Raw genomic sequence first — 25207 nt, forward strand, 5'->3', positions numbered from 1 at the left:
GATGGTTTGGAAGTTTTAGATAGATTAAATGCTATGAATTTAGACCCAATGCCTCGTATAATTGTTTTATCAGCCGTTAGTAATGATAAAATAAGCGGAAGAGCGATATCACTTGGGGCTGATTATTATGTTTTAAAACCTTTTGATATGGAAATATTTGTTAAGAGACTAAGGCAGATGGTAAATAAAACTATCTATAGTGAGGCAGTGAAAAAACCACTTGATTATATTAATAATTCTGAAAATATAACAAATAAAGAACAACCAGTACAAATGATTGTTCAAATAACTAATATTATTCATGATATTGGAATACCAGCTCATATAAAGGGTTATATGTACTTAAGGGAAGCAATAAATATGGTAGTAAATGATATTGAACTTTTATCATCAGTTACAAAAGAATTATACCCATCAATAGGTAAACAATTCAACACTACTTCTAGTAGAGTTGAAAGAGCAATGAGACATGCAATAGATGTTGCATGGAGTAGGGGACAAATCGACACTATTAATAAAATTTTTGGTTATACTATTCGTAATGAAAAAGGCAGACCAACTAATTCAGAATTTATAGCTATGGTAGCCGATAAGTTAAGGTTTAAAAATAAAATTAGTTAGTTAATCTTTTCATTTTCAATAAATAATGAGGCTCTGCATTTTGCAGAGTCTCATTATTTTAGTTTTATATTTAAACATTAAAATTAGATTAATATTGTAAGGTTGTCTTTAGTATAAAAACAGAATTATAGGGACATAATTTAAATGCAATTACTCTGAAGGGAATGATGACCTTATGATGTTCAATAAAGTAGAAATATGTGGAGTAAATACTTCAAAATTGCCTGTATTAAAAGAAAAAGAAAAGAAAGAGTTACTATTTAGAATACAAAATGGTGAATATGAGTGTAGAGAGAAATTTATTGAAGGAAACTTAAGGCTGGTTTTAAGTGTGATAAAACGCTTTAATAACCGAGGAGAAAACGTAGATGATCTATTTCAAGTAGGTTGTATTGGACTAATGAAATCAATTGATAACTTTGATTTAAGTCTGAATCTTAGGTTTTCAACTTATGCAGTTCCTATGATTATTGGGGAAATAAGAAGGTACCTAAGAGATAATAACTCTATAAGAGTTAGTAGATCATTAAGGGATACTGCATATAAAGCTTTACAGGTTAGAGATAGGTTGGTTAATCAGGACAATAAAGAGCCTACTGTAGCTCAAATAGCAAAAGAGCTAGAAATCCCCAGAGAAGATGTGGTATTTGCTTTAGCCGCAATCCAAGATCCGGTATCTTTATTTCAGCCGATATATCATGATGGTGGAGACGAAATTTATGTAATGGATCAAATCAGCGACACTAAAAACTTAGATGATAGTTGGCTCGAAAATATATCAATTAAAGAGGGAATGAAGAAATTAAACGACAGAGAAAAGTTAATCTTAAATTTAAGGTTCTTCAATGGAAGAACTCAAATGGAGGTAGCTGATGAAATAGGCATATCTCAAGCACAGGTGTCTAGAGTTGAAAAAAATGCATTAAAGCACATGAAAAAGTATGTATAGGGCCCCTTTAAGGGACCCTTTTTTGATTATAATTAAATATTTAAATTTGGATTATATACTTTCATCATTAATTTTTAAAACTGTGTATAGGTGCTGGAATTCTTCCGCCTCGATTAATAAAGTCGACACTTGAGAATGTGCTTACCTTCATAACTGGGGCATGTCCAAGTAAACCTCCAAAATGTACAGTGTCTCCAACTTTTTTACCTGGTGAAGGTATAAGTCTGGTTGCAGTAGTTTTATTGTTAATCATGCCAATTGCACATTCATCTGCGATAATTGCGGAAATTGTTTCTGCGGGGGTGTCTCCTGGAATAGCGATCATATCAAGGCCTACTGAACATACACAAGTTATAGCCTCAAGTTTCTCAATATTTAAAGCTCCTTTTTCCACGGCTTCAATCATTCCTTCATCTTCGCTTACAGGTATAAATGCACCACATAATCCACCAACAGAACCAGAGGCCATTACGCCGCCTTTTTTATCGGCATCGTTTAAGAGCGCTAGAGCTGCAGTGGTTCCATGAGTACCGCATACTTCAAGTCCTATTTCTTCTAAGATTCTAGCAACACTATCACCTATTGCAGGTTTTGGTGCCAAGGATAAATCTACGATACCAAAGGGAACATTTAAACGCTTAGCAGCTTCAATCCCAACTAGTTGACCCTTTCTTGTTATCTTAAAAGCGGTTTTCTTTATTTCTTCAGCCACCACTCCAAAGTCAGCGCCTTTTACTTTTTCTAACGCGATTTTTACGGTGCCTGGTCCGCTTATTCCTACATTTAAAGTGCACTCTGCTTCGCCAACGCCGTGAAAAGCTCCAGCCATAAAAGGATTATCTTCTACAGCATTGGTAAATACCACAATCTTTGCACAGCCAAGACCATCTCTGTCAGCAGTTAATTTTGCAGTTAATTATAGGCACTCCGTATTCAAGTTCTAAATTTTCCCCTACTTTAACTAGGTTTTTGCAATTCTCGTAATTTTATTATAGATTTTCTGCCTTGCCCGTCTACCATCAGAATCAATGCAATCAAGTAGTGATATACCCATAGTAATTGTTCTAATGTCTAACTTCTCATGTTCTAACATTTTTACTGTTTCCCTTATTTGTTTAATATTCATGCGCTACCCCCTATACAAGATGCATTGAGTTAAATACATTCTCGTGCTGCATTTTTATTGAAACCTTTAAAGCTTTACCTTTTTTCTTTAATATTTCGTTTAATTCTTTTAAAGAAAGATTGATATCAGATAAATCTACAAGCATTACCATTGTGAAAAATTCATCCATAATAGTTTGATTAATATCTAAGATATTAGCATTTTTTTCGAATAATAGCGTACTTACATGAGCAATAATTCCTACTTTGTCTTTTCCAATTACAGTTAATACAGCCTTCATTTTTTTACCCCCTATATTTTTAAACGCAAAAAAAGCCGAATAGATAATACTCGACCCTTGAAATCAATATTATCCCCTGTCCTTTTACCTGAGAGTTTCATTATTTTCACTAATTTAATTAGTGAAAAATAACTTTCTCCTTCGGTGCTCGATTAGAGTCTCTCCAAGGGTTCGTCCTGTAACAGTCATCTCCATGCGGTACCTGAAAGTTTTACTTCTTCGGTGTATAGATAATCTATACTCTCCTGCTACAATCATCCGAACTATTATGTTTTAAATTAATGTTCTCATTCTATCAGTTATATTGAATAAATTCAATATGTTACAAATAAAAAGTATATTATTTCCAAAATATATTTGATGGTGATTTTCTTATTGCGAATACTAATTAAGTTCATATTAAATTTTACAAGAAATTAATTAAATTTATTTAATTTTAATTAAGAGGGATTTCGAGATTAGTGTAGAATATATATTATTAACTTACAAATAATGGGAGTGGTTAATGATGTTATATGATGCTACGAAAATATCTAAAAAATTAAACACAAGTAAAGTAACGGTTTATGCAAAATTCAAATTGGAAGAAATTAAACCTTTGATAATTAGAAAAAATGGAAAAGCTTACGTTGATGATGTAGGACTGGAAAGTATAAAACAGAGTCTTAAATATAATCAAAGCGATAAAGGGGAAGATGAAGCTGCTGCTACAATAGAAATAGAGCTATTAAAAGACGATATGATAGAAACATTAAAAACGAATGTTGCTTATTTAATTTCTCAATTGAATGTAAAAGATGATCAACTTCTATCTAAAGATGGACAAATTAAGGGCATAAATCAATTGTTTGAAAACACACAAATTCTATTCAAACAAGAGCAAGAGAAAAGTGTAAATTTACTAGCTTTGCCTGAGGTGATAAAGGAGCATGATATTGAACTTATGGAAACTTTGGCAGCTACCTTAAAAAGGCAGAAAGAGGTTTTTAAGAAAGAGGAGGAAAATCAAAAAAAAGGTTTCTTCAATGGTTTTTTTACTAGTAAAAAATAACATAAGATATTTAAAGGGGACATTAATAAAATTAATGTCCCCTTTAAATATTAAAGTAATAATTATTTTGGTTAGCAATAACAAGCCTTAATAATTTCTTAATAAATTTGTAATAATTATGATAGGTAATTTGTAATATGCACCCTGTATAATCATTTGTAGTTAGTAATGTTTAAGGGGGGATATTAAATGAAAAAAAGATTTGTAAGTTTAGTTGTTCTAGTTATAATAAGTATAGTTGTAATTAGCAAACTAGATATAAAAACAGGTAATTCTTATGTAACAAAAGATGTACATAATTTTTTACAGAATGAAGGGAATCGGAGAACGGTCTATGGTGCGGCCATAGATTTAAATGATGGTAGTTCGGCCAATACTTGTGTTTATTTTATATCTGAGGTTTTAAGGCAGAATAATTTTGATGTGCCTAAGAAAATATGTAATACAGAACAGATTATATCTGTATTAACTGAAAATGGATTTAAAAAACAAAGTGATTATGAGAACTTGGCTCCTGGAGATATATGTTTTACAACAGATAATAATGGAGAAACAAATGGTTTTCCAACTCATGTCTATGTATTTATGAAATGGGTAAAAGAAGGAAACTACGATTATGCCTATATATGCGACAATCAAGCAAAAGATTATGATGATGAAGTCTATCATATAAGAAATATAAATGTTAGAACTAGATCTAATGGTTTTGATAAAGATGCATTTTCATTCTTTATGAAAAAGGGATAATTGTGTGATTTCCCTATTAACATGTATAATATAAGTAAGGGGTGATTATCATAACTATGCAAAACGTTTTAATTGTAGACGATGAATATGAGATAAGGGAAGCCATTGAAATATATCTAAAAAACGAAGGAATAAGAGTAATCCAAGCTATAGATGGTATCGAAGCTTTGGAGATTTTAAAAACAGAAGAAATTCATCTTATATTAATGGATATAATGATGCCGAGGATGGATGGGATAAAAACCACTTTTAAAATTAGGGAAACTAAAAACATCCCAATAATAATGCTTTCAGCTAAATCAGAGGATACGGACAAAATACTAGGTCTTAATATAGGAGCAGACGATTACATAACAAAGCCATTTAATCCAATGGAACTTATAGCTAGAGTTAAGTCTTCACTTAGAAGATATACCAATTTTGGGGATTACAAAGTTAAGGATCATGAGATAAATGTACGAGGACTTATATTAAATAAAAACTCGAAAATGGTAACAGTGGATGAGAAGGAAATTAGTCTCACAGCCATTGAATATGGGATAATGGAACTTTTAATGGAAAACAAGGGTAGGGTCTTCTCCATTGAACACATATATGAAAAAGTTTGGGGGGAATCCTTTTGCAATAGTGAAAATACTGTGTCAGTACATATAAGGAGAATAAGAGAGAAGATGGAAATAAATCCAAAGGAACCTAAATATTTAAAGGTGGTGTGGGGCATTGGATATAAAATCGAAAAATAAATATGTATATATTGTGGCTTTTATTATATGTGCAATTATGTTTGGTCTTTCAAGACTGTCAGTAGCGGACGTTATGAGTAACAAAAATTATTTAAGAACAGAGCCATATTTTACTAGCGCAGAATTTAAAACTGATTTAGTTTCATATTTTAATAATATACAAGCACTTAATGGAGTATATAAAGATTATTCTAGTAAATCAGATGATGATAAGGTTACAAAAGAGGAGTTAATCTCATCTAAAGCAGAATACGATTCTAATACTACAAACGAAGAAAATGAAATAAAAAATAAGTATAGCAGTGACATACTTTCAGCGAAGCAAGAGGGTAACAAGGAGAAGGTTAGTAGGATAACAGAGGCGCAAGACAAGGAGCTTGCTGAATTTGAAAAGGAAAATACAAAAACACTAGAGGATATGCAAAAGGAAATAGCTGCATATAAAACTAAAGATTATGAGGCTATTAAAACTGCTGTAAAGGAGAAAGGTTTAATAAAATACTACATAACAAGTGGTGAAATTATAGATACAAACTTAGTAAACGTTTCAGATATAAATTTATATATAAAAAATAATGCTTTGTACAGTATAAAAAATAATTGGTTAGGTAATAGTGGAAAGGCATATTTTATTATCCCAAAGGACATAGAAAAAAGTAGCTTTATATATACCGAATATAATTATTATAATTCTGTAAGACAGAGAATTATTAAAGAGGCAATAATAGGCTTTGTATCGTTTATTATAGGACTTCTAATGCTAATTTATATATCAAAGAAAAAGAATGATGAAATGCCGCTTATTCAAAAATTAACAAAGTGGTACAATGTAGTACCCTTAGATTTGAGGATATTTATATTTGTAATCTACTCACTCATAATGAATGTTTATATAAGAAAAGTGATGTTTTTCTATAAACCATATAATTACGAGCATATTTACATACTTACTATTATGGCAATTTATATGTTTTACTTTTATATAAATTGTATGCTGGCATATAATTTATATAAAAATAGAGAAGAGTTTAGAAAGCAAGTAAAAACATGTATCTTTAATAAATTATCTAAAAAAGGTATTATTATACTTACTTTGTTAGCTGCGGCAGCAGTGCCAGCTGCAGTTTTCGCATTTATGATGAGCTCAATGATTATAATAGTACCAATAGTATATTTCCTTTGCTATCTATTATTTATAATGATTTATTACATTAATAAAATAAGATTTTTCAAAAACATTTTAAAAGGAACGGAAGAAATAGTTTCAGGAAATCTTAATTATACTATAAAAGAAAAAGGGCGAGGTAACCTTTTTAAACTAGCCCATAACATAAACAATATGAAGGCTGGGTTTAAAAAATCCTTGGAAAATGAGATAAAAAGTGAAAGGCTTAAGTCTGAGCTTATAACTAATGTTTCTCATGATTTAAAAACTCCACTTACTTCCATTATAAATTATGTTGATTTACTAAAAAAAGAAGATTTAACAAATGAACAGGCAAAAGGGTATATAGAGGTATTAGATAGAAAATCTCAGAGATTAAAAATGCTTATAGATGACTTATTTGAAGCGTCTAAAATGGCCAGCGGTGCGGTAGAACTTAATTTAGAAAAAGTAGATGTAACTGCACTACTTCAGCAGTCATTAGCTGAGCTTCATGAGAAAATTAATAGCTCTTCATTAATATTTAAGGTGAAGATACCTGAAGAAAAGGTTTATGCTAATTTAGATGGGAAAAAGACTTGGAGAGTATTTGAAAATCTCATAAATAATATATTAAAATACTCGCTACCTAAAACTAGAGTATATATTGATTTAATTGAGGAGAATAATAATATAATTATAACTATGAAAAATATCTCCGCGTATGAGATGGATTTTGATAATAGTGAGATATTTGAAAGATTTAAAAGGGGAGACGAGTCCAGAAATACCGAAGGTTCAGGGCTCGGACTTGCAATTGCTAAGGGCATCCTAGAGCTTCAAGGTGGGAGTCTTAGTATTGAAATTGATGGAGATCTATTTAAAGCGGTGGTCATTGTAGGTGCTACCCACGTTACAAGTGCCAAAACGGACAACCCATAAGCACTAAATAAGTGTCCTATATTCATTTTCGTGTATTAGACTGAAAAATAAACCAATTAGTTTCAAACAAATAAAATATATATACAACGAAAGTAACTTTCAATTATTGCTTAGTGATTTGCAATAATCATTATTATAAGGTGGTTGAGCATTAGTTTGGTGAAAATGAGACAAGTCACACTTGTTATGTTTCCCATAAGGTGATAAAATTGACAAGGAGGTGATTCATATGTTAAAACAAACACTAAAAGATGATGTAATTAAATACATGAAGAGTAAAGATAAAATAAGACTAACTGCAATGAGAACTTTAATGGCGGATGTTAAAAATAAGGAAATGGATTTAAAGAGAGATCTTGCAGAAGATGAGTTAATAAGTATAATTGAAAAAACAATTAAGCAGTTAAATGAAACTCTTGGTTATGCGAAACAGGCTAATAAAGAAGATAGCATAGCTGAAGCAGAAATTGCTATAGAAATGCTCAGTGCTTATATGCCAAAACAATTTACTGATGATGAAGCAAAAGCAATTATCCTTGAAGTTATTAAGGAAAATGGTTTTAATGGTAGTAAAGATATGGGTAAAGTTATGAAGGCTGCGATGCCTAAGTTAAAGGGAAAGTACGAAAGCAAGAAGGTAAGTCCTCTTGTAAATCAATTACTTGCATAGAAAAAAGGGATAATGATGTATAATCACTATCCCTTTTATTATAATTAGTAAATTTTTTCTATAAGTACGTCATAATTACCCTGCGGAGATGTAACAGTGCACTTTTCTCCAAGAGCCTTTTCATATATTGCCATTCCAAGAGGAGATTCAATACTTATATTCATTAAATCTGGGTTAGTCTCAACAGTAGACACTAGGCATACTTTTTCAGTATCATTGGTATCAAGGAATTTAATATCGGCCTGACCACCAAGACCTAAATGATTATCATCACTGTAGTCATCTACTACTGTAGAGTTTCGAAGTAATTCTTGGATTTTAATTACTCTATCATTATTTGTGGCCTCGTCATCTTTGGCTGCATCATATTCTGCATTCTCACTTAAGTCACCATGTGACTTTGCTTCTTTAATTGCTGATGTTATCTCTCTTCTTTTCTCGCCTGTGAGCAGTTCTAGTTCATCTTCTAATTTTTTCAATCCATTTGGTGTTAATATTGTATTTTTCATTAATTTGTCACTCCCAACAATTATTCATATAACTGTGCTTTCTATGTACACGTATATATAGTTCATTAAGGATATATTATATCATATTTTTAGAGAATATATTGTATTTATATTGTTTTTTATGGGTAAATTATATTTAACTAATCCATACAATAAGAAAATTCTAATGAGTTATACGATTTTTATATGGTATAATAATATTACAAAAGTATACAGAAAAAAACAAAAAAATAAAAAAACAAAAGAAAGTAGATGATGTACAAAAGTGTTAACAATATATGCAGTATCAGATTCAATTGGTGAAACAGCAGAACTTGTAGCTAAATCAGTTGCAAGTCAGTTTCCGGGTAGTACAATAGTTAAAAAAATACCATATATTAAAACAGCTGAGGATGTTAATGATTTAATTATCAAAATAGATACTAATTCAAAAGCAATGATTGTTTCAACTATAATTATGTTAGATGTAAAAGAATTTCTAGTTCAAAGATGCGCAGAAAAAGGAATAATTGTATCAAATATTTTAGGACCAGCAATAGGACTTGCGGCCAAGCTACTAGATAAGCAGCCAGAATATATTCCCGGAGCAATATGGAATATGGATGAGGAATATTATAAAAGAATTGAAGCTATGGAGTTTGCTATACAGTATGATGATAGTAGGGATTATAACGGTTTAAAGCATGCAGATGTAGTGCTTATTGGCGTTTCAAGAACTTCAAAAACGCCTCTATGCATGTATCTAGCTAACAAAGGCATAAAAGCAATAAATATACCTTTAATGCCAGAAGTCCCTGTTCCAGAAGAACTATATAGTATTCCAAGCAAGAAGATTATAGGGCTAAATATAAATCCCTATGTGCTTATTGAAATAAGACAACATAGAATGGATAAATTTAATGGACTTAATTCTAGTTTTCAATATGCTAATGATGAAAGAATATTGGATGAGTTAGATTATGCAGAAAAAATAATGAAAAAAACAAGGTGCTTAAAAATTGATATTACTAAAAGAGCTATAGAGGACACAGCTTTAATTATTATGGAAGCGTTAGGACGTTAGAAAATATAATAGTGGGGGAATCAAGTTGAATTCAAACTATAATAAAATTATAGGTATAATCCTTATGGTTTTTGTACTAATTATTGCAGGCGTAGCTATGTCCAATACCTTAATTCAGAAACAGCAAGCAAAGGCCACAGAACAAAAAGTTGAAATATTTGCAGCAAAAGAGGTAAAGGATATTGAAACTGATTCAGTAATTGGTCAACTCAAAATTCATTTCATCGATGTGGGACAAGCAGATTCTATTTTAATTCAGCAGGGAAGTAGTTCAATGATTATAGATGCTGGTAACAACCTAGACGCTGAGCTTGTTAAAAATTATATATCAAAACAAGATATTACTAAACTTGACTATGTTATTGGTACTCATCCCCACGAAGATCATATAGGCGGGTTAGATCATATTATTGATTCATTTGAAATAGGAAAAGTTTATATGCCGAAAGCTATATCTAGTACTTTGACTTTTGAAGATGTAGTAACTGCAATTAAAAGTAATGGAATGATAGCTAACGTGCCTAAGATGGGGGAAACCTTTAAAGTAGGACAGGCTACTGCTACAATTTTAGGGCCAAATAGCAGTAGTTATAAAGATTTGAATAATTTTTATGTATGGAGAAAACATAACATTTAGTACTAAGCCGGGCAGTTATAATTATGCTGATGAATATAACAATAGCGGAGATGGCGATACTAGTTACACACCGCCAATGATACCACCTACACTATCAAGTAATAGTAAAATTATATTTCATACTCCTTAAGGCAAATCATATCATTATGATAATGAATGTAGAACCTTAGCAAGGAGTAAGGCCGTATTAACTCAAACATTGGGTGAAGCGCTAAGGTCTTCACATAATGATCCTTGTGATATTTGTGTATATTAGTGGGCTAAATGGAGTCCATATAATATTAATATATTTTATTAACCTTATAGCCCCCTTTGTTTAATTCATTAATAATTTTAGCTACATGATTGTGCCCATTTGTTTCTGTGGTAATTTCAAGTTGAACTTGCATAAAACGATCATTGGTTTTAAATTGGTTATGGTCGAGCTTTACTACGTTAGCATTTACCTTTGCAAGGATTGTTGAGACTTTGACAAGCTCACCAGGAATATCTGGCATTTCTAAGCTAAAGCAGAATAATCTTCCTCTTGAAACCAGGCCTCTATCTATCATAGAGGCTATCGTTACAACATCAATATTCCCACCACTTAAAACACATGCAATTTTTTTACCCTTTTCTTGTATTTTTTTAAGTCCGGCAAAGGATAATGCCCCTGAAGCCTCTGAAATAAGCTTATGCTTTTCCAAAAGAAGAAGAAAAGATTCCATTATATCAAAGTCCGAAACTGTTACAATTTCGTCTACATAGTTTCTTATAATCTCAAAGGTTAGGGCGCCGGGTTTTTTTACGGCTACGCCATCTGCTATAGTTCGAACTGTTGAAAGGTTTACTATTCCATTATTGTCCATTGATTCCTTCATGGCCTTTGCGCCTTCTGGTTCCACACCTATTATTTTTATGTTAGGGTTTAAGGCTTTCGCTGCAAGGGCAATTCCTGCAATTAAACCGCCGCCGCCAATAGGTACTAGAATACAATCTATATCATCTATTTCCTCAAGAATTTCACAGGCGATAGTTCCCTGCCCATGCATTACGTCTAAATCATCAAACGGGTGTATAAAAACATAATTATTCTCCTTTTGTAATCTTTTTGCTTCTGTAAAAGCTTCATCGTAACAATCACCAAATAAAATCACATTTGCTCCATAGTTTTTTGTAGCCTCGACTTTAATAAGAGGAGTGGTTTTAGGCATTACAATGGTGGAATGAACACCTAGCTTTTGTGCTGAATACGCAACGCCTTGGGCATGATTTCCAGCAGAAGAAGCTATTACGCCTCTTTCTTTTTCGGAGTGCGTTAAGCTGCAAAGCTTATTGTAAGCTCCGCGAATTTTAAATGCACCCGTAATTTGCAAATTTTCAGGCTTTATATAAACTGAATTTTGTGATTCATTACTAAAAACATCACTATATATTAGGGCTGTTTTTTTAGATACACCTTTTAAATTTGTCTGTGCTTTTTTAATTTCGGAGAGATGAAATTCTAATTCTTGATTTATTGACGGATTTTTTGCTGCGTTTAACATAGTAAACCTCCATTTTGGGATTGTATTTTGTAAAAAAAAAACCGCCCTTGAATATAAATTCAAGGACGATTGTAAATCGCGGTACCACCTTTGTTGTATCTTAAAAAAGATACCTCTCTTTTCGGTTCTCACAAACCTAAGCCGTTTATCGGGGCTCACCGGCTTATCTTAAAATATTCAGATAAGCAGCTCGGGAGTGATTTGTATTTTACATCCAGTATCGATTTTCATCAAACATCGACTCTCTGTAACTGAAGGTTATAAAATAGCGTTCTCCGTCTTCGCAATAATAATATATTTGATTTTAATGAAGATTTTAGCATTAAACATTTACAATGTCAATAAAATAATAAATCATCAATTGATTAGTGAAAACAGAAAATTTAAATAAATGAAATAATTATGTTGACAAAATCATTTATTGTGTATATACTAAAAAACAACAGAATAAATAAAGCTATGACGGAGAGAAAAGTATCGCGATTAAACTACAGAAATCCAACGTTTGATGAGAGTTGGTGTGAGGCGGGTATGTAATGATCACTCTTGAGCTGCTGAGTAGAACTTGAAATTATTGTGATGATAAGTTGCAAAACAAATATCAATCACAAGATGCCAGTTTGGCATTAAGTAAACGAAGACGGGTGCCCCCGATATAGGGCTATGGTTAAATAAATTTATTTTAAAGTTTTTAATTTTATTTCGACCAGAAATAATGAGGTGATTTATTTTAATAAATCACGAACTAGGGTGGTATCACGAATCTTTCGTCCCTATAAACATAGTTAGAACTATGTTTATAGGGATGGAGGATTTTTTATTTATCCAAAAATAAGGGGGGGGAATTTAAATGACTAAAATGTATTACGATGGTGAAGCAAATTTAGATTTATTAAAAGGTAAAAAGGTTGCAGTTATAGGTTATGGGAGCCAAGGGCATGCTCATGCATTGAATTTAAAAGAAAGTGGGGTAGATGTAGTTGTTGGGTTATATAATGGCAGCAAGTCATGGGACAGGGCAACGGAGGCTGGCCTTGAAGTTTTGGAAGTTTGCACGGCAACTAAGTGTAGCGATGTAATAATGATTCTTGCTCCGGATGAATTACAAAGTAAAATTTATAAGGAGAGCATTCAGCCTTATTTAAAAGGTGGAGATGCATTGGTTTTTGCACATGGGTTTAATATTCACTTTAATCAGATTACACCTCCAGAGAATGTAGATGTATTTATGGTAGCACCAAAAGGCCCGGGACATTTAGTAAGAAGGGTGTATCAAGAAGGAAAAGGTGTTCCAGCACTGATTGCAGTTTATCAAGATTATAGTGGGAAAGCAAAAGAATTTGCACTTGCTTATGCAAAAGGAATTGGAGCAACAAAGGCGGGCGTACTGGAAACTACATTTAAGGAGGAAACAGAAACAGATTTGTTTGGAGAACAAGCAGTTTTGTGTGGTGGAGTTACAGAACTTATTAAAGCGGGATTTGATACACTTACAAATGCTGGGTACCAGAAAGAAATTGCTTATTTTGAGTGTCTCCATGAACTAAAGCTTATTGTGGATTTATTGTATGAAGGCGGTTTTGAAAATATGAGATATAGTGTTAGTGATACTGCTGAATATGGGGATTACATGGTGGGTAAAAGGATTATAAATGAAGATACCAGAAAAGAAATGGCGAAGGTACTTGAAGAAATACAAAATGGAGAATTTGCAAGGGATTGGTTAGTGGAAAATCAAATCAACAGGCCTAACTTTAGCGCAATAAAAAGAAGAGAACTAGAACATCCACTAGTGGGTGTAGGTAAAGAGTTAAGAAGCATGATGTCTTGGATCAAAAAATAAAACAATGCGTATTGAAAAGAAGGTGAGAAAATGTTACTTAGTGGAGCTCGAATTTTACTTGAATGTTTAAAAGAGCAAGATGCGAATGTTATTTTTGGGTATCCTGGTGGGTCTGTGATTCCGCTATATGACGCACTTTATGATGAAATGAATTATTTTACGCATATTAGAACGGCTCATGAACAGGCGGCAGTACATGCCTCGGATGGTTATGCAAGAGCTACGGGAAAGGTTGGGGTTTGTATTGTGACTTCTGGTCCAGGGGCGACAAATACCATTACGGGAATTGCTACCGCTTACATGGATTCCATTCCTATGGTTGTGTTTACAGGGCAAGTTCCACGGAGTTTGCTTGGCAAGGATTCTTTTCAGGAAATAGATATAATGGGGATTACCTTATCTATAACAAAGCATAGTTTTATTGTAAAGGATGAAAAGAATTTAGCAGCCACGATAAGAGAAGCTTTTAAAATAGCAGAAGGTGGAAGGCCAGGACCAGTGCTTATAGACATTCCTAAGGATGTTTTCCTAAGTTTTGCTGAATATGAAAAGGTGGAAGGTAATCATATAAAACTAGACCTTAAGCCTCCAATAGATATGAAAAAAATATTAAAAGCAGCTGAAATGATTCAGTCTGCGAAAAAACCAATGATTTATGCTGGTGGCGGGATAAAAACAGGAAATGCTTCATTGAAATTGTGTAAATTTGCAGAAATGGGGGACATTCCTGTTTCCAATACACTTATGGGACTTGGTACTATTCCGAGAGATCATATATTATCACTAGGAATGGTTGGGATGCATGGGTTTAGAGAAACAAATTTAGCAATTACAAATAGTGACTTAATTATAGCAATTGGTGCACGTTTTAGTGATAGAGTAATTGGTAAAGCAGATGCTTTCGCACCAAAAGCAAAGATTATTCATATTGATATTGATGAAACGGAGATAGATAAAAATAAGGTAGTGGATTTATCTTTAATTGGAGATGTGAATACAATTTTGGAAACTTTACTTTCTTATATGGAACAAAAGGATAGAAAATCTTGGCACAATGAAATAGCAAGCTGGAAAAATTTGTGTAAACGATCTGATGGATTTCATCATGACAGTATACTTAAGTGTTTAAATGAAGCTCTTGAGGAAGATATAGTTGTTACAACAGATGTAGGTCAACATCAGATGTGGACTGCACAACAATGGAAATTTAAAGAGCCTAGGACATTTATAACCTCAGGAGGCCTTGGAACAATGGGATTTGGTATGGGTGCCGCAATTGGGAGCCAAATGGGCAATTTAGACAAAAGGGTGCTACTTATAACTGGAGATGGTAGTTTTAGAATGGGTTGTAATGAGCTTCAAACCATTTCAAAGTATAAGCTTCCCATAGTTACTGTAATTATGAACAATCAAGCACTAGGTCTTGTAAGGCAGTGGCAGAAAATGTTTTGCAACGCAAGATATTCGCAAACAGATATTGGAGATGAAGTAAACTATGTAAAGCTTGCGCAGGCCTATGGAATTGAAGGATGTAGGGTCACAAGTATGGAGGAATTAAAAAGTACACTTGAAATCGTAAAGTCAGGAACAAAGCCTATGCTTATAGATTGCGTAATAGATAAAGATGAAGGGGTATATCCAATTGTACCACCAGGCAAATCGATTGAAGATTTAGTTTTAGAATAAAAAGGAGGCTATTAATATGTTAAATATAAATGAAAAAATGGACAATAATGAAGAGGTAGAAACAAAAGATAACTTTGGGGAAGAGGTAAAAAGTCAATATGAATATTACGATTCAAATTATAACGTGAATTTTTTTGGGGCGGGACGTTCAACGGAAGATTGGCAGTAAATTAAATATTCTAGCATTAGTTGTTGACAAATTAAGGTTCATAAAGTATACTTGGCTACAACATTAAAATAATTTGAAAATTTGAAAAAATGATGCACAAAATGAATAAAATTGCATATGCTATAAGAAGCAGTTAGCAGTAGAAAACTATAAATATCTAATGCTAAAATTCAACACTCAGTTTTGAAATGAAATGATATTGGGCTTATATAGGTCAAATTAGCCTTTAGAGCATGTTTTGTTATACGCCATTATAAATAAAGATATACAAACGGAGCGTAAAGCGATGGATTTTCGCTGGAAAAGCGAAAAATCTATCTTTTATTTTAATATGTTTGAAACATTCAACAAGAAATAAATCAAACTTCAATTAATTTAATAGTTTTAAAAACTATGATAGGACTAGTAAACGTCTTTAATATTTTGCAGAGAGTGGGGAGTGGTGTGAACCCATAAATATTAGATGTTGAATCTCACCCTTGAGTTGTAAGCTGAAAACATTATGTGTCGTAAGCTGTGCCGGTGTATATTCAGTATATATCGTTAAAAAATTAAGATATAAATATGGGTGGTACCGCGATAGACTTTTCGCCCCAATGGGCAGAGGGTCTATTTTTTATATTCAAAATTCTAGTCAGTATAATTATATGGCAGTAAATACATTGTAATTTTTAGTAAAAATGTTATTTGATGATATAAAAGATTCTGTAGAAGGATTACTACAACTTTTATAATTATTTAAAATAGAAAATAGAAAACTGGGGGAATTAAAATGTCAAAAATGTATTATGATAAAGACGCAAATTTAGAATTATTAGGTGGAAAAAAAGTAGCTATTATTGGGTATGGTAGTCAGGGTCATGCACATGCACTAAATTTAAAAGATAGTGGTGTGGATGTGTGTGTAGGTTTGTACAGAGGAAGTAAATCCTGGAATATAGCTGAGGAAGCAGGACTGTGCGTAATGGAAGCATATGACGCAGCTAAAGCAGCAGATTTTATAATGATGCTTGTTCCAGATGAAAAACAGGGAGATATATACAAAGAAAGCATAGAACCAAATTTAACAAGTGGTAAAGCACTGATTTTTGCCCATGGGTTTAGTATACATTTTAGACAAATTAAGCCACCAGCAGATGTAGATATATTTATGATTGCACCAAAGGGACCAGGACATACTGTAAGAAGTCAATTTGAGGAAGGTAAAGGCGTTCCTTGTTTAATTGCAGTACAACAAGATTTTACAGGAAAAGCTAAAGACTATGCATTAGCTTATGCAAAAGGCCTAGGCGGTGGAAGAGCTGGGATACTCGAAACTTCTTTTAGAGAAGAAACAGAAACAGATCTTTTTGGAGAACAAGCAGTACTTTGTGGAGGTGTATCAGCTTTAATAAAAGCTGGATTTAATACATTAGTCGAAGCGGGATATCAGCCTGAAATAGCTTATTTTGAATGTTGTCATGAATTAAAACTTATTGTAGATCTTATTAATCAGGGAGGCCTTGGCTATATGAGGTACTCAATTAGTGATACTGCAGAATATGGAGATTATGTAGTTGGAGATAGAATTGTTACAGATGATACAAAAAAAGAGATGAAAAAAGTATTAACAGAAATTCAGAATGGTACTTTTGCTAAAAACTGGATGCTTGAAAATCAAGTAAACAAACCTTATTTTAATGCAGTAAGAAGAATGGAATCAGAACAAAAAATTGAAGTGGTTGGAAAAGACCTTAGAAAAATGATGTCTTGGATCAAAAGTAAATAACAAAATTCGTCCAAAGTAGTTTTATGTTGTGTAATAGATAGGAGGGGTTAATATGGGGGAAAATGACCAAGCAGTGAAAAAAATATTTATCTTTGATACTACATTACGTGATGGAGAACAAACTCCAGGAGTCAGCCTAAATGTAGAAGAAAAACTAGAGATTGCAAGATCATTACAGAAACTAGGAGTAGATGTAATTGAGGCTGGCTTTCCAATTGCTTCGGATGGCGATTTTGAAGGAGTTAAAACCATTGCAAAACAAATAAAGGGCCCAATAATTACGGCCTTAGCAAGAGCCACTAAAAAGGATATAGAGAGAGCTTGGGCGGCTATAAAATATTCTAAGACTCCTAGAATCCATACTTTTCTTGCTACCTCTGATATTCATATGGAATTTAAGTTAAAGATGACCAGAGAAGAAGTATTAAGTAAAGCGGTTGAGATGGTTAGATATGCAAAGTCTTTATGTCCTAGTGTTGAATTTTCTCCTGAAGACGGAACAAGAACAGAGGAGAAATTTCTATACGAAATACTAGAGGCTGTCATTGATGCCGGTGCAGATGTAGTGAACATACCGGATACAGTAGGGTATACTACTCCTTTAGAATACGGGGAATTGATTGCTGGGATCAAAAAAAATGTACCCAATATAGATAAGGCAATTATAAGTGTACATTGTCATAATGATTTGGGACTTGCAGTGGCTAATTCACTCGCAGCAATGGAGAATGGTGCCATGCAAATAGAGTGTGCTATGAATGGTTTGGGTGAGAGAGCGGGAAATGCTTCCCTGGAAGAATTGGTTATGGCTTTAAAAACTCGCAGCGATTATTTTAAGTTTGAGACAAATGTTATTTCAGAAGAAATTACTCGTACTAGTAGCTTAGTCAGTCATATGACAGGGATTCAAGTTCAGCCTAATAAAGCTATTGTAGGAGCAAATGCATTTGCTCATGAATCGGGGATTCATCAGCATGGTGTATTAAATAATAGAGAAACTTATGAAATTATGACACCTGAATCTGTAGGACTCAAGAAAAGTTTACTCGTGCTAGGAAAACATTCTGGCCGACATGCTTTTGGAGATAGATTGAAAAATCTTGGTTATCTAAATTTAAGTTCAGATAAAATTAATGAAGCATTCCTCAGTTTTAAAGCTTTGGCGGATAAAAAGAAAGTAGTATCTGATAATGATATTGAAGCAATGGTAAGAGAAGAAGCTGTTAAAATACCAGGATATTTTAAACTTGAGTATTTTAGGATTGTCAGTGGGAATGGAATAGCTTCAACATCTACAGTAAAAGTTCGTTTTGAAAATAAATTGGTAGAACAAGTCTCTAACGGATATGGTCCTGTGGATGCTACCTTTAATGCAATTGAAAAAGCTATAGGCGTAAATATAATTCTTGTGGATTACTATTTAAAAGCCATTGGCGGCGGACGGGATGCATTAGGAGAAGTAATAGTGAAAATTGAAAAAGATGGCAATATACATGTAGGAAATGGAATAAGTACAGATATTGTAGAAGCAAGTGCAAAAGCTTTTGTTAATGCTATAAATAAATCCTATTATAAAGTATCTTTAGAAGATTATGATAGTAGCGCTATAAATCAATAAATAATGCGATATGACATATGACTATGGCAGAAGGGGGAATTGTAAATGGGTATGACGATGACACAGAAAATACTTTCAGTCCATGCTGGATTAGAGACTGTAAAGCCTGGGCAACTTATCAAAGTGAAATTAGACTTGGTCCTTGGAAATGATATTACTACACCTGTAGCTATTAATGAATTTAAAAAAATAGGTGTGAATGCAGTTTTTGATAAGAAAAAAATTGCCATTGTACCAGATCACTTTACGCCAAATAAAGATATAAAATCCGCAGAGCAGTGTAAATGCACTCGCGAATTTGCAAGAGAAATGGAAATAGAGAATTATTTTGAGATAGGCCAAATGGGAATTGAACATGCTTTAATTCCTGAAAAAGGACTGGTAGTTTGCGGAGATGTAGTTATAGGAGCAGATTCACATACTTGTACTTATGGAGCCCTCGGCGCCTTTTCTACAGGAATTGGAAGTACAGATATGGCAGCTGGAATGGCCACAGGAGAAGCTTGGTTTAAGGTTCCTGAAGCAATAAAATTTGTATTAAAGGGTAAGTTATCTCCTTGGGTTTGTGGAAAAGATGTTATCTTACACATAATAGGCAAAATAGGGGTAGATGGTGCTCTCTATAATTCAATGGAGTTTGTTGGAGAAGGAATATCCGCACTTTCTATGGATGATCGTTTTACTATGGCCAATATGGTAATAGAAGCTGGTGCTAAAAATGGGATTTTCCCAGTAGATAAAAAAACAATAGAGTATGTAAAAAGTCACTCGAAAAGGGAGTATATCATTTATAAGGCAGATGAGGATGCAAACTATATAAAAACTATTGAAATAGATTTGTGCAGCATTCGCCCAACAGTGGCATTTCCACATCTTCCAGAAAATACAAAAACCATTAATGAAGTTTCAAAAATTTTAATAGATCAGGTAGTAATTGGGTCTTGTACTAATGGAAGGATTGAAGATTTAAGAATGGCTGCTAAGGTATTAAAGGATCAAAAAGTTCATCAAAGAATAAGAGCTATTATTATACCTGCAACTCAAAGAATATATCTACAAGCTATGAAAGAAGGGCTTCTAGAAATATTTATCGAAGCTGGGTGCGTTGTAAGTACACCAACCTGTGGACCTTGTCTTGGAGGGCATATGGGGATTCTTGCAAAGGGCGAACGGGCCATAGCAACTACCAATCGAAACTTTGTAGGACGAATGGGACATCCTGAAAGTGAAGTATATCTTTCGAGTCCATCAGTTGCCGCGGCTTCTGCAATTACTGGGAAAATTTCTTCACCTGAGGAGGTAGCAAAATGGTAAAGGGAAATGCGATAAAATATGGAAAAAACGTGGATACAGATGTTATCATACCAGCAAGATACTTAAGTAGCAGTGATCCAAAAGAGTTAGCTCTTCATTGTATGGAGGATATAGATGCAAGTTTTAGGCAAAAGGTTCATAAAGGGGACATCATTGTAGCGGGAAAGAATTTTGGATGTGGTTCATCTAGAGAACATGCGCCACTAGCAATTAAAGCTTCTGGTATCTCTTGTATTATAGCTGAAAATTTTGCGAGGATCTTCTATAGGAACGCTATAAATATCGGACTTCCTATTATGGAATGTGAAGAGGCGGCGAAGGATATAGATGAAGGAAATGAAATTCAAGTGAATTTTAGTAGTGGAATAATAAAAAACATTTCAAAAAATAAAAGTTATACTGCTGAGCCTTTCCCAGAATTTATGATGCAAATTATAAGTGAAGAAGGTTTGATAAATTACATTGTAAAAGAGGCGAATAAATGTTAAATATAGTTACATTACCTGGAGATGGAATTGGATCAGAAGTTATTAAACAAGCAGTTAAAGTTCTTGAGGCAGTTTCTATTAAATATAAGTGCCCCATTGAAATAAAAGAAGCATTATTGGGTGGAGCGGCTATAGATGCAAGGGGAACCCCATTACCTAAGGATACTATTGATATTTGCAAAGCAAGCAGTGGGGTGCTCCTTGGCGCTGTGGGAGGACCTAAATGGGATGAACTACCTGGGAAATTAAGACCAGAAACAGGGCTTTTAGGATTAAGAAAAGAACTGGGCGTATTTGCAAATTTGAGACCAGCCATTCTTTTCCCTCAACTAAAATCTGCTTCTAATTTAAAGGAAGAAATATTAGGTGATAATTTAAATATTATGATGGTCAGAGAATTAATTGGTGGGGCCTATTTTGGAGAAAAAAAACGAGTTGATATAGAAAATGGACAAAAGGCGTGGGATGTAATTGAGTATTCTACCTATGAGATAGAAAGAATTACAAAAATGGCTTTTGAAATCGCAAGGGGAAGAAATAAAAAGCTAACTTTAGTAGACAAAGCTAATGTGCTTGAAAGCTCTAGACTTTGGAGAGAAGTAGTTAAGGGGATTTCTGATGATTATAGGGATATAGAATTAAATTACATGTATGTAGACAATGCAGCAATGCAGCTTATTCGTGACCCTCATCAATTTGATGTGATTGTTACAGAAAATATGTTTGGTGATATTTTAAGTGATGAGGCTTCCATGCTTACTGGAGCTTTAGGCATGTTACCATCTGCATGTCTTGGTAATTCATCAGTTGGATTATACGAACCCATTCATGGTTCTGCACCAGATATTGCAGGCCTCGATAAAGCCAATCCGATAGGAGCTATAATGAGTGCTTCCATGATGTTTCGCTATAGCTTTAAAATGGAGGAAATTGCAAAAGCAATTGAAGCTTCTGTTTATGAAACTTTAGATAGGGGCTATCGTACTATTGATATTATGCAACCTGGAATGAAATGCACTGGAACAGAAAAAATGGGGGATTATATAGCAAATCACATATAAATTAAGGGGGCACAAAATGAAAGCTGCTAAAGCGATAATTAAATGCTTAGAAAAAGAAAATGTAAAAATGGTTTTTGGTTATCCAGGGGTTCCGGTTGCGCCTTTATATGAAGCATTAAGGGATTCATATATAGAACATATACTGGTTAGACACGAACAGGCAGCAGGACATAGTGCCTCTGGATATGCTAGAGCAACAAGATCTATAGGAATATGTATAGCAACTTCCGGACCTGGAGCTATTAATCTTATAACTGGAATTGCCACTGCGTATATGGACTCTATTCCTATGATAGCAATTACTGGTCAAGTTCCGACTGAATTAATAGGAAAAGATGTATTTCAAGAAGCGGATATCATTGGAGCAACAGACTCTTTCGCAAAGCATAGTTATCTTGTTAAAGATGCAAAAGACATCCCGCGAATTATGAAAGAGGCCTTTTATATAGCAACAACCGGAAGACCCGGTCCAGTCATTGTAGATATTCCACTGGATATTCAAAACACAGAAATGGAATTTGAATATCCAGAAGAAGTAAACATAAGAGGATATAAGCCTACTGTAAATGGGCATAAGGGACAAATAAAAAAAGCATTAGAAAAAATAAAGAATAGCAAAAAACCTCTTATTTGTGTAGGTGGTGGCGTCATGGCTGCAAATGCTGAAAATGAGTTAATAGAATTCGTAGAAAAATCTAAGATTCCGATGGTTCATACATTAATGGGTAAGGATGGAATATCATCTAAATACCCCTATAATATAGGATTAATTGGGTCTCATGGTTATAAATATGCGAATAATGCGATAGGTGAGGCAGATGTTTTGATTCTTGTAGGAACGAGAGTTGCAGATAGAGCAACTGGAGGGTCTAAGAGTTTTGCTAAAGTTGCAGATATTATTCACATTGATATTGATCCAGCAGAAATAGGTAAAAATCTTAGTGCTCACATTCCGGTAGTTGGAGATTGCAAAAAAATATTACAACAATTTACGGAAGGAATAACAGAAATTGATACGAAGATGTGGCTACATGAGATTACCGGGTGGAAAGTAAAATATTCTAAGAATAGACAAACAAGAGAAAAAGTAAATCCTAAATACGCTTTGGAGCTACTTTCAGCGATGATAGAAGAAGATGCTATTATTACGGCAGATGTAGGACAAAATCAAATATGGACTTCTCATTATCTTGATATGGTAGGTGAGCGGAGATTTTTAACTAGTGGAGGACTAGGAACAATGGGATATTCAATTCCGGCCTCTGTTGGTTGTAAATTAGCTTTTCAAGATAGAAGAGTTATTGCAATAATGGGGGATGGAAGTTTTCAAATGAGCATGTTTGAACTTGGAACAATAACCCAAAATCATTTGAATATAATACTATTATTATTTAACAATTCAAACCTTGGAATGGTTCGCGAGTACCAAAATCAAGTCTATAAAAATAGTTACGGGGTTAGTTTAAGTGAAAATCCTGATTTTGTAAAAATAGTAGAAGCTTATGGATTAAGTGGAAAACGAGTTAACACTAACGAAGAATTAAAAGGAGCCATTGAACAGGCTATGGTCAGCGATAAAGCTTTTTTGATAGAGTGTATTGTAGATGCAGAAGAAAGTACCTTATAAAAGGGAGTGGAAATTATGGGTAAATACATTTTATCTGTACTTGTTGAAAATCAGCCAGGGGTTTTAAGTAAAGTATCAGGTTTGTTCACCCGTAGAGGCTATAATATTGATAGCTTAACTGTTAGTATTACGGAGGAATCGAGTATCTCACGTATGACTATTGTCCTTCGAGGTGACGCACAAATCACTGAACAAATTGTAAAACAACTAAATAAGCTTATTGATGTAATAAAAATATTAGAGCTAAATCATGAAAAATCTGTTTCTAGGGAACTTGCTCTCATAAAAATAACTGCAGATCAAAGCAAGAGATCACAGGTTACTGAAATGGTAAATATATTTAGATGTAATATTATAGATATGGATGCAAAGAGTATGATTATTGAAATAACCGGGGATGAAGAAAAGGTATCTGCGTTTATTGAACTTATGAAACCATATGGAGTTAAGGAAATTGTTCGTACGGGTCTTGCTGTGTTACAACGAGGTGCAGAACTATATTAATTGAAAAGTAAATTAAAGATAATTGCAAGTCGTACAACCAAAAGAATCATATTTTTGTCTAAGTTGGCATTAATATGGTTTTTTTTGTTTTTCGTAGATACAAAAAAAGGAACAATTGATGAAGATGAGGGTATAAAGGATGAAATTTGCACTACTACGGTATGGAATACCAGATTTTAAATTAGAAAAAAAATCATAGATAGAAGAATAAATTTACTTATGGAAGAGGGCATTAAGTTTAGAACATCAATAAATGTAGGGGTAGATATAAAAGTGGATACACTCCTTACAGACTTTGACGCAATAATTTTAACCGGTGGATCTACGATTTCTAGAAATTTAAATATAGAGGGAAGAGAACTTACAGGTGTACATTTTGCTGTGGAATATTTAACAATGCAAAACAAAAATAATTCCTCTGAAAATGAAGAGGCGCTAATTAGTGCAAAGGTACGCAGCATGAGGGCCTCATTCATGATTTAGGACTTACGCTTGATGCACGTGGAAATGTGAGCACGGATTCTCATTATGCAACCAATATAAACAAAGTATATGCTGCGGAGGATCTAAGAAGTGGGCAATCACTTATTGTTAAAGCAATAAAAGAAGGTAGATGTGTTGCAAAGAATGTAGATATGATGTTAATGGGCGAAACGTTTCTAAAATAAGTTAAGATTAAATTCAAGTATTTAAAATCACAAAACAATTCGTCTAAACTTGCCACGTGGGTGGTAGCATTTAATTAATAAAGAACACATGTATTCACATGTGTTCTTTATTTGGCGCGTTAATTACTATAGGGTATAATGAGTATATTAAAAGGGTATTTAAATAATAATTTTAAATTAGGAGCATTCCTGTTATGAATTAAAATGAGTTTTGAAAAAAAAAGCACCTACTGATAAAATACAGGGTATAACAGTTGCAACTTTTATCCCTAATTTATAATTATCAGTGGAGGTACTCAATATGAATTATACACAGAATGAGAAGATAATGTCAATAACAGAAAGTACATTAGTAATAGGAATTGATATCGCAAAGCGATTTCAGTATGCAAGAGCGTTCGATTACAGAGGTATAGAGCTTAGTAAGGTTAAATCGTTTGAAAATACGGCTGA

General features: G+C 33.3%; 25 protein-coding genes, 2 pseudogenes, 1 riboswitch and 2 other annotated features. Of the genes and pseudogenes, 23 read left to right on the forward strand and 4 right to left on the reverse strand.

From position 1 onward, the window contains the following. Both spo0A and sigG read left to right on the forward strand, forming a co-directional pair. A partial coding sequence (gene spo0A / locus ACJAX4_RS10060) for a sporulation transcription factor Spo0A (protein ID WP_435789330.1) occupies positions 1–621 on the forward strand: 621 nt, incomplete at its 5' end. A gap of 175 nt (positions 622–796) precedes the next feature. Further along, positions 797–1570, forward strand: coding sequence for an RNA polymerase sporulation sigma factor SigG (sigG, locus tag ACJAX4_RS10065; protein WP_431545807.1), 774 nt, complete (start codon positions 797–799; stop codon positions 1568–1570). 67 nt (positions 1571–1637) lie between these two features. Here sigG and ACJAX4_RS10070 read toward each other — a convergent pair. Next, a pseudogene (locus tag ACJAX4_RS10070) lies at positions 1638–2696 on the reverse strand (PFL family protein). 10 nt (positions 2697–2706) lie between these two features. Then, positions 2707–2976 (reverse strand): ACT domain-containing protein, encoded by a 270-nt coding sequence (locus ACJAX4_RS10075; protein ID WP_435789331.1) that lies wholly within the window; start codon positions 2974–2976, stop codon positions 2707–2709. 66 nt (positions 2977–3042) lie between these two features. Further along, positions 3043–3153, reverse strand: a riboswitch (glycine riboswitch). Positions 3154–3481: 328 nt separating this feature from the next. On the opposite strand from ACJAX4_RS10075, the gene ACJAX4_RS10080 reads away from it, so the two are divergent. From ACJAX4_RS10080 to ACJAX4_RS10100, 5 genes are all read left to right on the forward strand, one after another. Continuing rightward, positions 3482–4027, forward strand: a complete 546-nt coding sequence (locus ACJAX4_RS10080) for a hypothetical protein (protein ID WP_435789332.1) — start codon at positions 3482–3484, stop codon at positions 4025–4027. A 189-nt stretch (positions 4028–4216) separates the two neighbouring features. After that, positions 4217–4774 (forward strand): hypothetical protein, encoded by a 558-nt coding sequence (locus ACJAX4_RS10085; RefSeq protein ID WP_435789333.1) that lies wholly within the window; start codon positions 4217–4219, stop codon positions 4772–4774. 56 nt (positions 4775–4830) lie between these two features. Continuing rightward, positions 4831–5517 (forward strand): response regulator transcription factor, encoded by a 687-nt coding sequence (locus ACJAX4_RS10090; RefSeq protein WP_435789334.1) that lies wholly within the window; start codon positions 4831–4833, stop codon positions 5515–5517. Then, positions 5495–7603, forward strand: a complete 2109-nt coding sequence (locus ACJAX4_RS10095; protein WP_435789335.1) for a sensor histidine kinase — start codon at positions 5495–5497, stop codon at positions 7601–7603. Before ACJAX4_RS10090 ends, ACJAX4_RS10095 begins: the two co-directional genes overlap by 23 nt. Positions 7604–7832: 229 nt before the next feature. Beyond that, positions 7833–8273 carry a GatB/YqeY domain-containing protein gene (locus tag ACJAX4_RS10100; RefSeq protein ID WP_435789336.1) on the forward strand — a complete coding sequence of 147 codons (441 nt, stop codon included), beginning with the start codon at positions 7833–7835 and terminating at the stop codon, positions 8271–8273. 44 nt (positions 8274–8317) lie between these two features. On the opposite strand, the gene greA is transcribed toward ACJAX4_RS10100, so the two are convergent. After that, the gene (greA, locus tag ACJAX4_RS10105; RefSeq protein WP_435789337.1) at positions 8318–8782 is read right to left on the reverse strand and encodes a transcription elongation factor GreA; all 465 of its coding nucleotides are present in this window, start codon (positions 8780–8782) and stop codon (positions 8318–8320) included. A 265-nt stretch (positions 8783–9047) separates the two neighbouring features. Between greA and ACJAX4_RS10110 the strand changes: the two genes are divergently transcribed. Then, positions 9048–9845 carry a pyruvate, water dikinase regulatory protein gene (locus tag ACJAX4_RS10110; RefSeq protein WP_435789338.1) on the forward strand — a complete coding sequence of 266 codons (798 nt, stop codon included), beginning with the start codon at positions 9048–9050 and terminating at the stop codon, positions 9843–9845. A gap of 25 nt (positions 9846–9870) precedes the next feature. Beyond that, positions 9871–10482 (forward strand): MBL fold metallo-hydrolase, encoded by a 612-nt coding sequence (locus ACJAX4_RS10115; RefSeq protein ID WP_435789339.1) that lies wholly within the window; start codon positions 9871–9873, stop codon positions 10480–10482. 281 nt (positions 10483–10763) lie between these two features. On the opposite strand, the gene ilvA is transcribed toward ACJAX4_RS10115, so the two are convergent. After that, positions 10764–12008 carry a threonine ammonia-lyase gene (ilvA, locus tag ACJAX4_RS10120; RefSeq protein ID WP_435789340.1) on the reverse strand — a complete coding sequence of 415 codons (1245 nt, stop codon included), beginning with the start codon at positions 12006–12008 and terminating at the stop codon, positions 10764–10766. A gap of 58 nt (positions 12009–12066) precedes the next feature. Beyond that, positions 12067–12299 (reverse strand) — a binding site (T-box leader). 559 nt (positions 12300–12858) lie between these two features. Here ilvA and ilvC (ACJAX4_RS10125) point away from each other — a divergent pair. The 14 genes and pseudogenes from ilvC (ACJAX4_RS10125) to ACJAX4_RS10190 all read left to right on the forward strand — a co-directional run. Next, positions 12859–13851 (forward strand): ketol-acid reductoisomerase, encoded by a 993-nt coding sequence (gene ilvC, locus ACJAX4_RS10125; protein ID WP_435789341.1) that lies wholly within the window; start codon positions 12859–12861, stop codon positions 13849–13851. 30 nt (positions 13852–13881) lie between these two features. Beyond that, a complete protein-coding gene (gene ilvB, locus ACJAX4_RS10130; protein ID WP_435789342.1) occupies positions 13882–15537 on the forward strand; it encodes a biosynthetic-type acetolactate synthase large subunit in 1656 nt (551 codons plus the stop codon). A 16-nt stretch (positions 15538–15553) separates the two neighbouring features. Beyond that, a complete protein-coding gene (locus tag ACJAX4_RS10135) occupies positions 15554–15706 on the forward strand; it encodes a hypothetical protein (RefSeq protein ID WP_435789343.1) in 153 nt (50 codons plus the stop codon). Between the two features lie 384 nt (positions 15707–16090). Continuing rightward, positions 16091–16305 (forward strand) — a binding site (T-box leader). A 173-nt stretch (positions 16306–16478) separates the two neighbouring features. Further along, on the forward strand, positions 16479–17474 hold the full coding sequence (gene ilvC, locus ACJAX4_RS10140) for a ketol-acid reductoisomerase (protein ID WP_435789344.1): 996 nt from the start codon (positions 16479–16481) through the stop codon (positions 17472–17474). A 52-nt stretch (positions 17475–17526) separates the two neighbouring features. Further along, complete coding sequence (locus tag ACJAX4_RS10145) at positions 17527–19092, forward strand: 2-isopropylmalate synthase (protein WP_435789345.1); 1566 nt, start codon at positions 17527–17529, stop codon at positions 19090–19092. A 45-nt stretch (positions 19093–19137) separates the two neighbouring features. Further along, positions 19138–20406: a 3-isopropylmalate dehydratase large subunit gene (leuC, locus tag ACJAX4_RS10150; RefSeq protein WP_435789346.1), complete on the forward strand. Its 1269-nt coding sequence runs from the start codon at positions 19138–19140 to the stop codon at positions 20404–20406. After that, positions 20400–20894, forward strand: a complete 495-nt coding sequence (gene leuD, locus ACJAX4_RS10155) for a 3-isopropylmalate dehydratase small subunit (RefSeq protein WP_435789347.1) — start codon at positions 20400–20402, stop codon at positions 20892–20894. The genes leuC and leuD overlap by 7 nt, the downstream gene beginning before the upstream one ends. Then, the gene (gene leuB / locus ACJAX4_RS10160) at positions 20888–21955 is read left to right on the forward strand and encodes a 3-isopropylmalate dehydrogenase (protein ID WP_435789348.1); all 1068 of its coding nucleotides are present in this window, start codon (positions 20888–20890) and stop codon (positions 21953–21955) included. Before leuD ends, leuB begins: the two co-directional genes overlap by 7 nt. Before the next feature lie 16 nt (positions 21956–21971). Beyond that, positions 21972–23582 (forward strand): biosynthetic-type acetolactate synthase large subunit, encoded by a 1611-nt coding sequence (ilvB, locus tag ACJAX4_RS10165; RefSeq protein ID WP_435789349.1) that lies wholly within the window; start codon positions 21972–21974, stop codon positions 23580–23582. Between the two features lie 15 nt (positions 23583–23597). After that, on the forward strand, positions 23598–24086 hold the full coding sequence (gene ilvN, locus ACJAX4_RS10170; RefSeq protein ID WP_435789350.1) for an acetolactate synthase small subunit: 489 nt from the start codon (positions 23598–23600) through the stop codon (positions 24084–24086). Then, complete coding sequence (locus ACJAX4_RS10175; RefSeq protein ID WP_435789351.1) at positions 24087–24266, forward strand: hypothetical protein; 180 nt, start codon at positions 24087–24089, stop codon at positions 24264–24266. A gap of 39 nt (positions 24267–24305) precedes the next feature. Next, complete coding sequence (locus tag ACJAX4_RS10180; RefSeq protein WP_435789352.1) at positions 24306–24569, forward strand: hypothetical protein; 264 nt, start codon at positions 24306–24308, stop codon at positions 24567–24569. Between the two features lie 26 nt (positions 24570–24595). Further along, on the forward strand, positions 24596–24754 hold the full coding sequence (locus ACJAX4_RS10185; protein WP_435789353.1) for a hypothetical protein: 159 nt from the start codon (positions 24596–24598) through the stop codon (positions 24752–24754). A gap of 301 nt (positions 24755–25055) precedes the next feature. Further along, positions 25056–25207 (forward strand): annotated as a pseudogene (locus ACJAX4_RS10190) (IS110 family transposase); the annotation flags it as partial.

The sequence above is a fragment of the Clostridium sp. genome (genome assembly GCF_051278035.1).
Taxonomy (GTDB): domain Bacteria; phylum Bacillota; class Clostridia; order Clostridiales; family Clostridiaceae; genus Clostridium_AD.

Coding starts and splice junctions, on each gene's coding strand:
- leuC (WP_435789346.1), top strand. CDS start 19,138: ATGGGTATGACGATGACACAGAAAATACTTTCAGTCCATGCTGGATTA.
- ACJAX4_RS10080 (WP_435789332.1), top strand. CDS start 3,482: ATGATGTTATATGATGCTACGAAAATATCTAAAAAATTAAACACAAGT.
- ilvA (WP_435789340.1), bottom strand. CDS start 12,008: ATGTTAAACGCAGCAAAAAATCCGTCAATAAATCAAGAATTAGAATTT.
- ACJAX4_RS10090 (WP_435789334.1), top strand. CDS start 4,831: ATGCAAAACGTTTTAATTGTAGACGATGAATATGAGATAAGGGAAGCC.
- ACJAX4_RS10100 (WP_435789336.1), top strand. CDS start 7,833: ATGTTAAAACAAACACTAAAAGATGATGTAATTAAATACATGAAGAGT.
- ilvN (WP_435789350.1), top strand. CDS start 23,598: ATGGGTAAATACATTTTATCTGTACTTGTTGAAAATCAGCCAGGGGTT.
- ACJAX4_RS10180 (WP_435789352.1), top strand. CDS start 24,306: ATGGAAGAGGGCATTAAGTTTAGAACATCAATAAATGTAGGGGTAGAT.
- leuD (WP_435789347.1), top strand. CDS start 20,400: ATGGTAAAGGGAAATGCGATAAAATATGGAAAAAACGTGGATACAGAT.
- ACJAX4_RS10135 (WP_435789343.1), top strand. CDS start 15,554: ATGTTAAATATAAATGAAAAAATGGACAATAATGAAGAGGTAGAAACA.
- leuB (WP_435789348.1), top strand. CDS start 20,888: ATGTTAAATATAGTTACATTACCTGGAGATGGAATTGGATCAGAAGTT.
- ilvC (WP_435789344.1), top strand. CDS start 16,479: ATGTCAAAAATGTATTATGATAAAGACGCAAATTTAGAATTATTAGGT.
- ACJAX4_RS10085 (WP_435789333.1), top strand. CDS start 4,217: ATGAAAAAAAGATTTGTAAGTTTAGTTGTTCTAGTTATAATAAGTATA.
- sigG (WP_431545807.1), top strand. CDS start 797: ATGATGTTCAATAAAGTAGAAATATGTGGAGTAAATACTTCAAAATTG.
- ilvC (WP_435789341.1), top strand. CDS start 12,859: ATGACTAAAATGTATTACGATGGTGAAGCAAATTTAGATTTATTAAAA.
- ACJAX4_RS10075 (WP_435789331.1), bottom strand. CDS start 2,976: ATGAAGGCTGTATTAACTGTAATTGGAAAAGACAAAGTAGGAATTATT.
- ilvB (WP_435789349.1), top strand. CDS start 21,972: ATGAAAGCTGCTAAAGCGATAATTAAATGCTTAGAAAAAGAAAATGTA.
- greA (WP_435789337.1), bottom strand. CDS start 8,782: ATGAAAAATACAATATTAACACCAAATGGATTGAAAAAATTAGAAGAT.
- ACJAX4_RS10145 (WP_435789345.1), top strand. CDS start 17,527: ATGGGGGAAAATGACCAAGCAGTGAAAAAAATATTTATCTTTGATACT.
- ilvB (WP_435789342.1), top strand. CDS start 13,882: ATGTTACTTAGTGGAGCTCGAATTTTACTTGAATGTTTAAAAGAGCAA.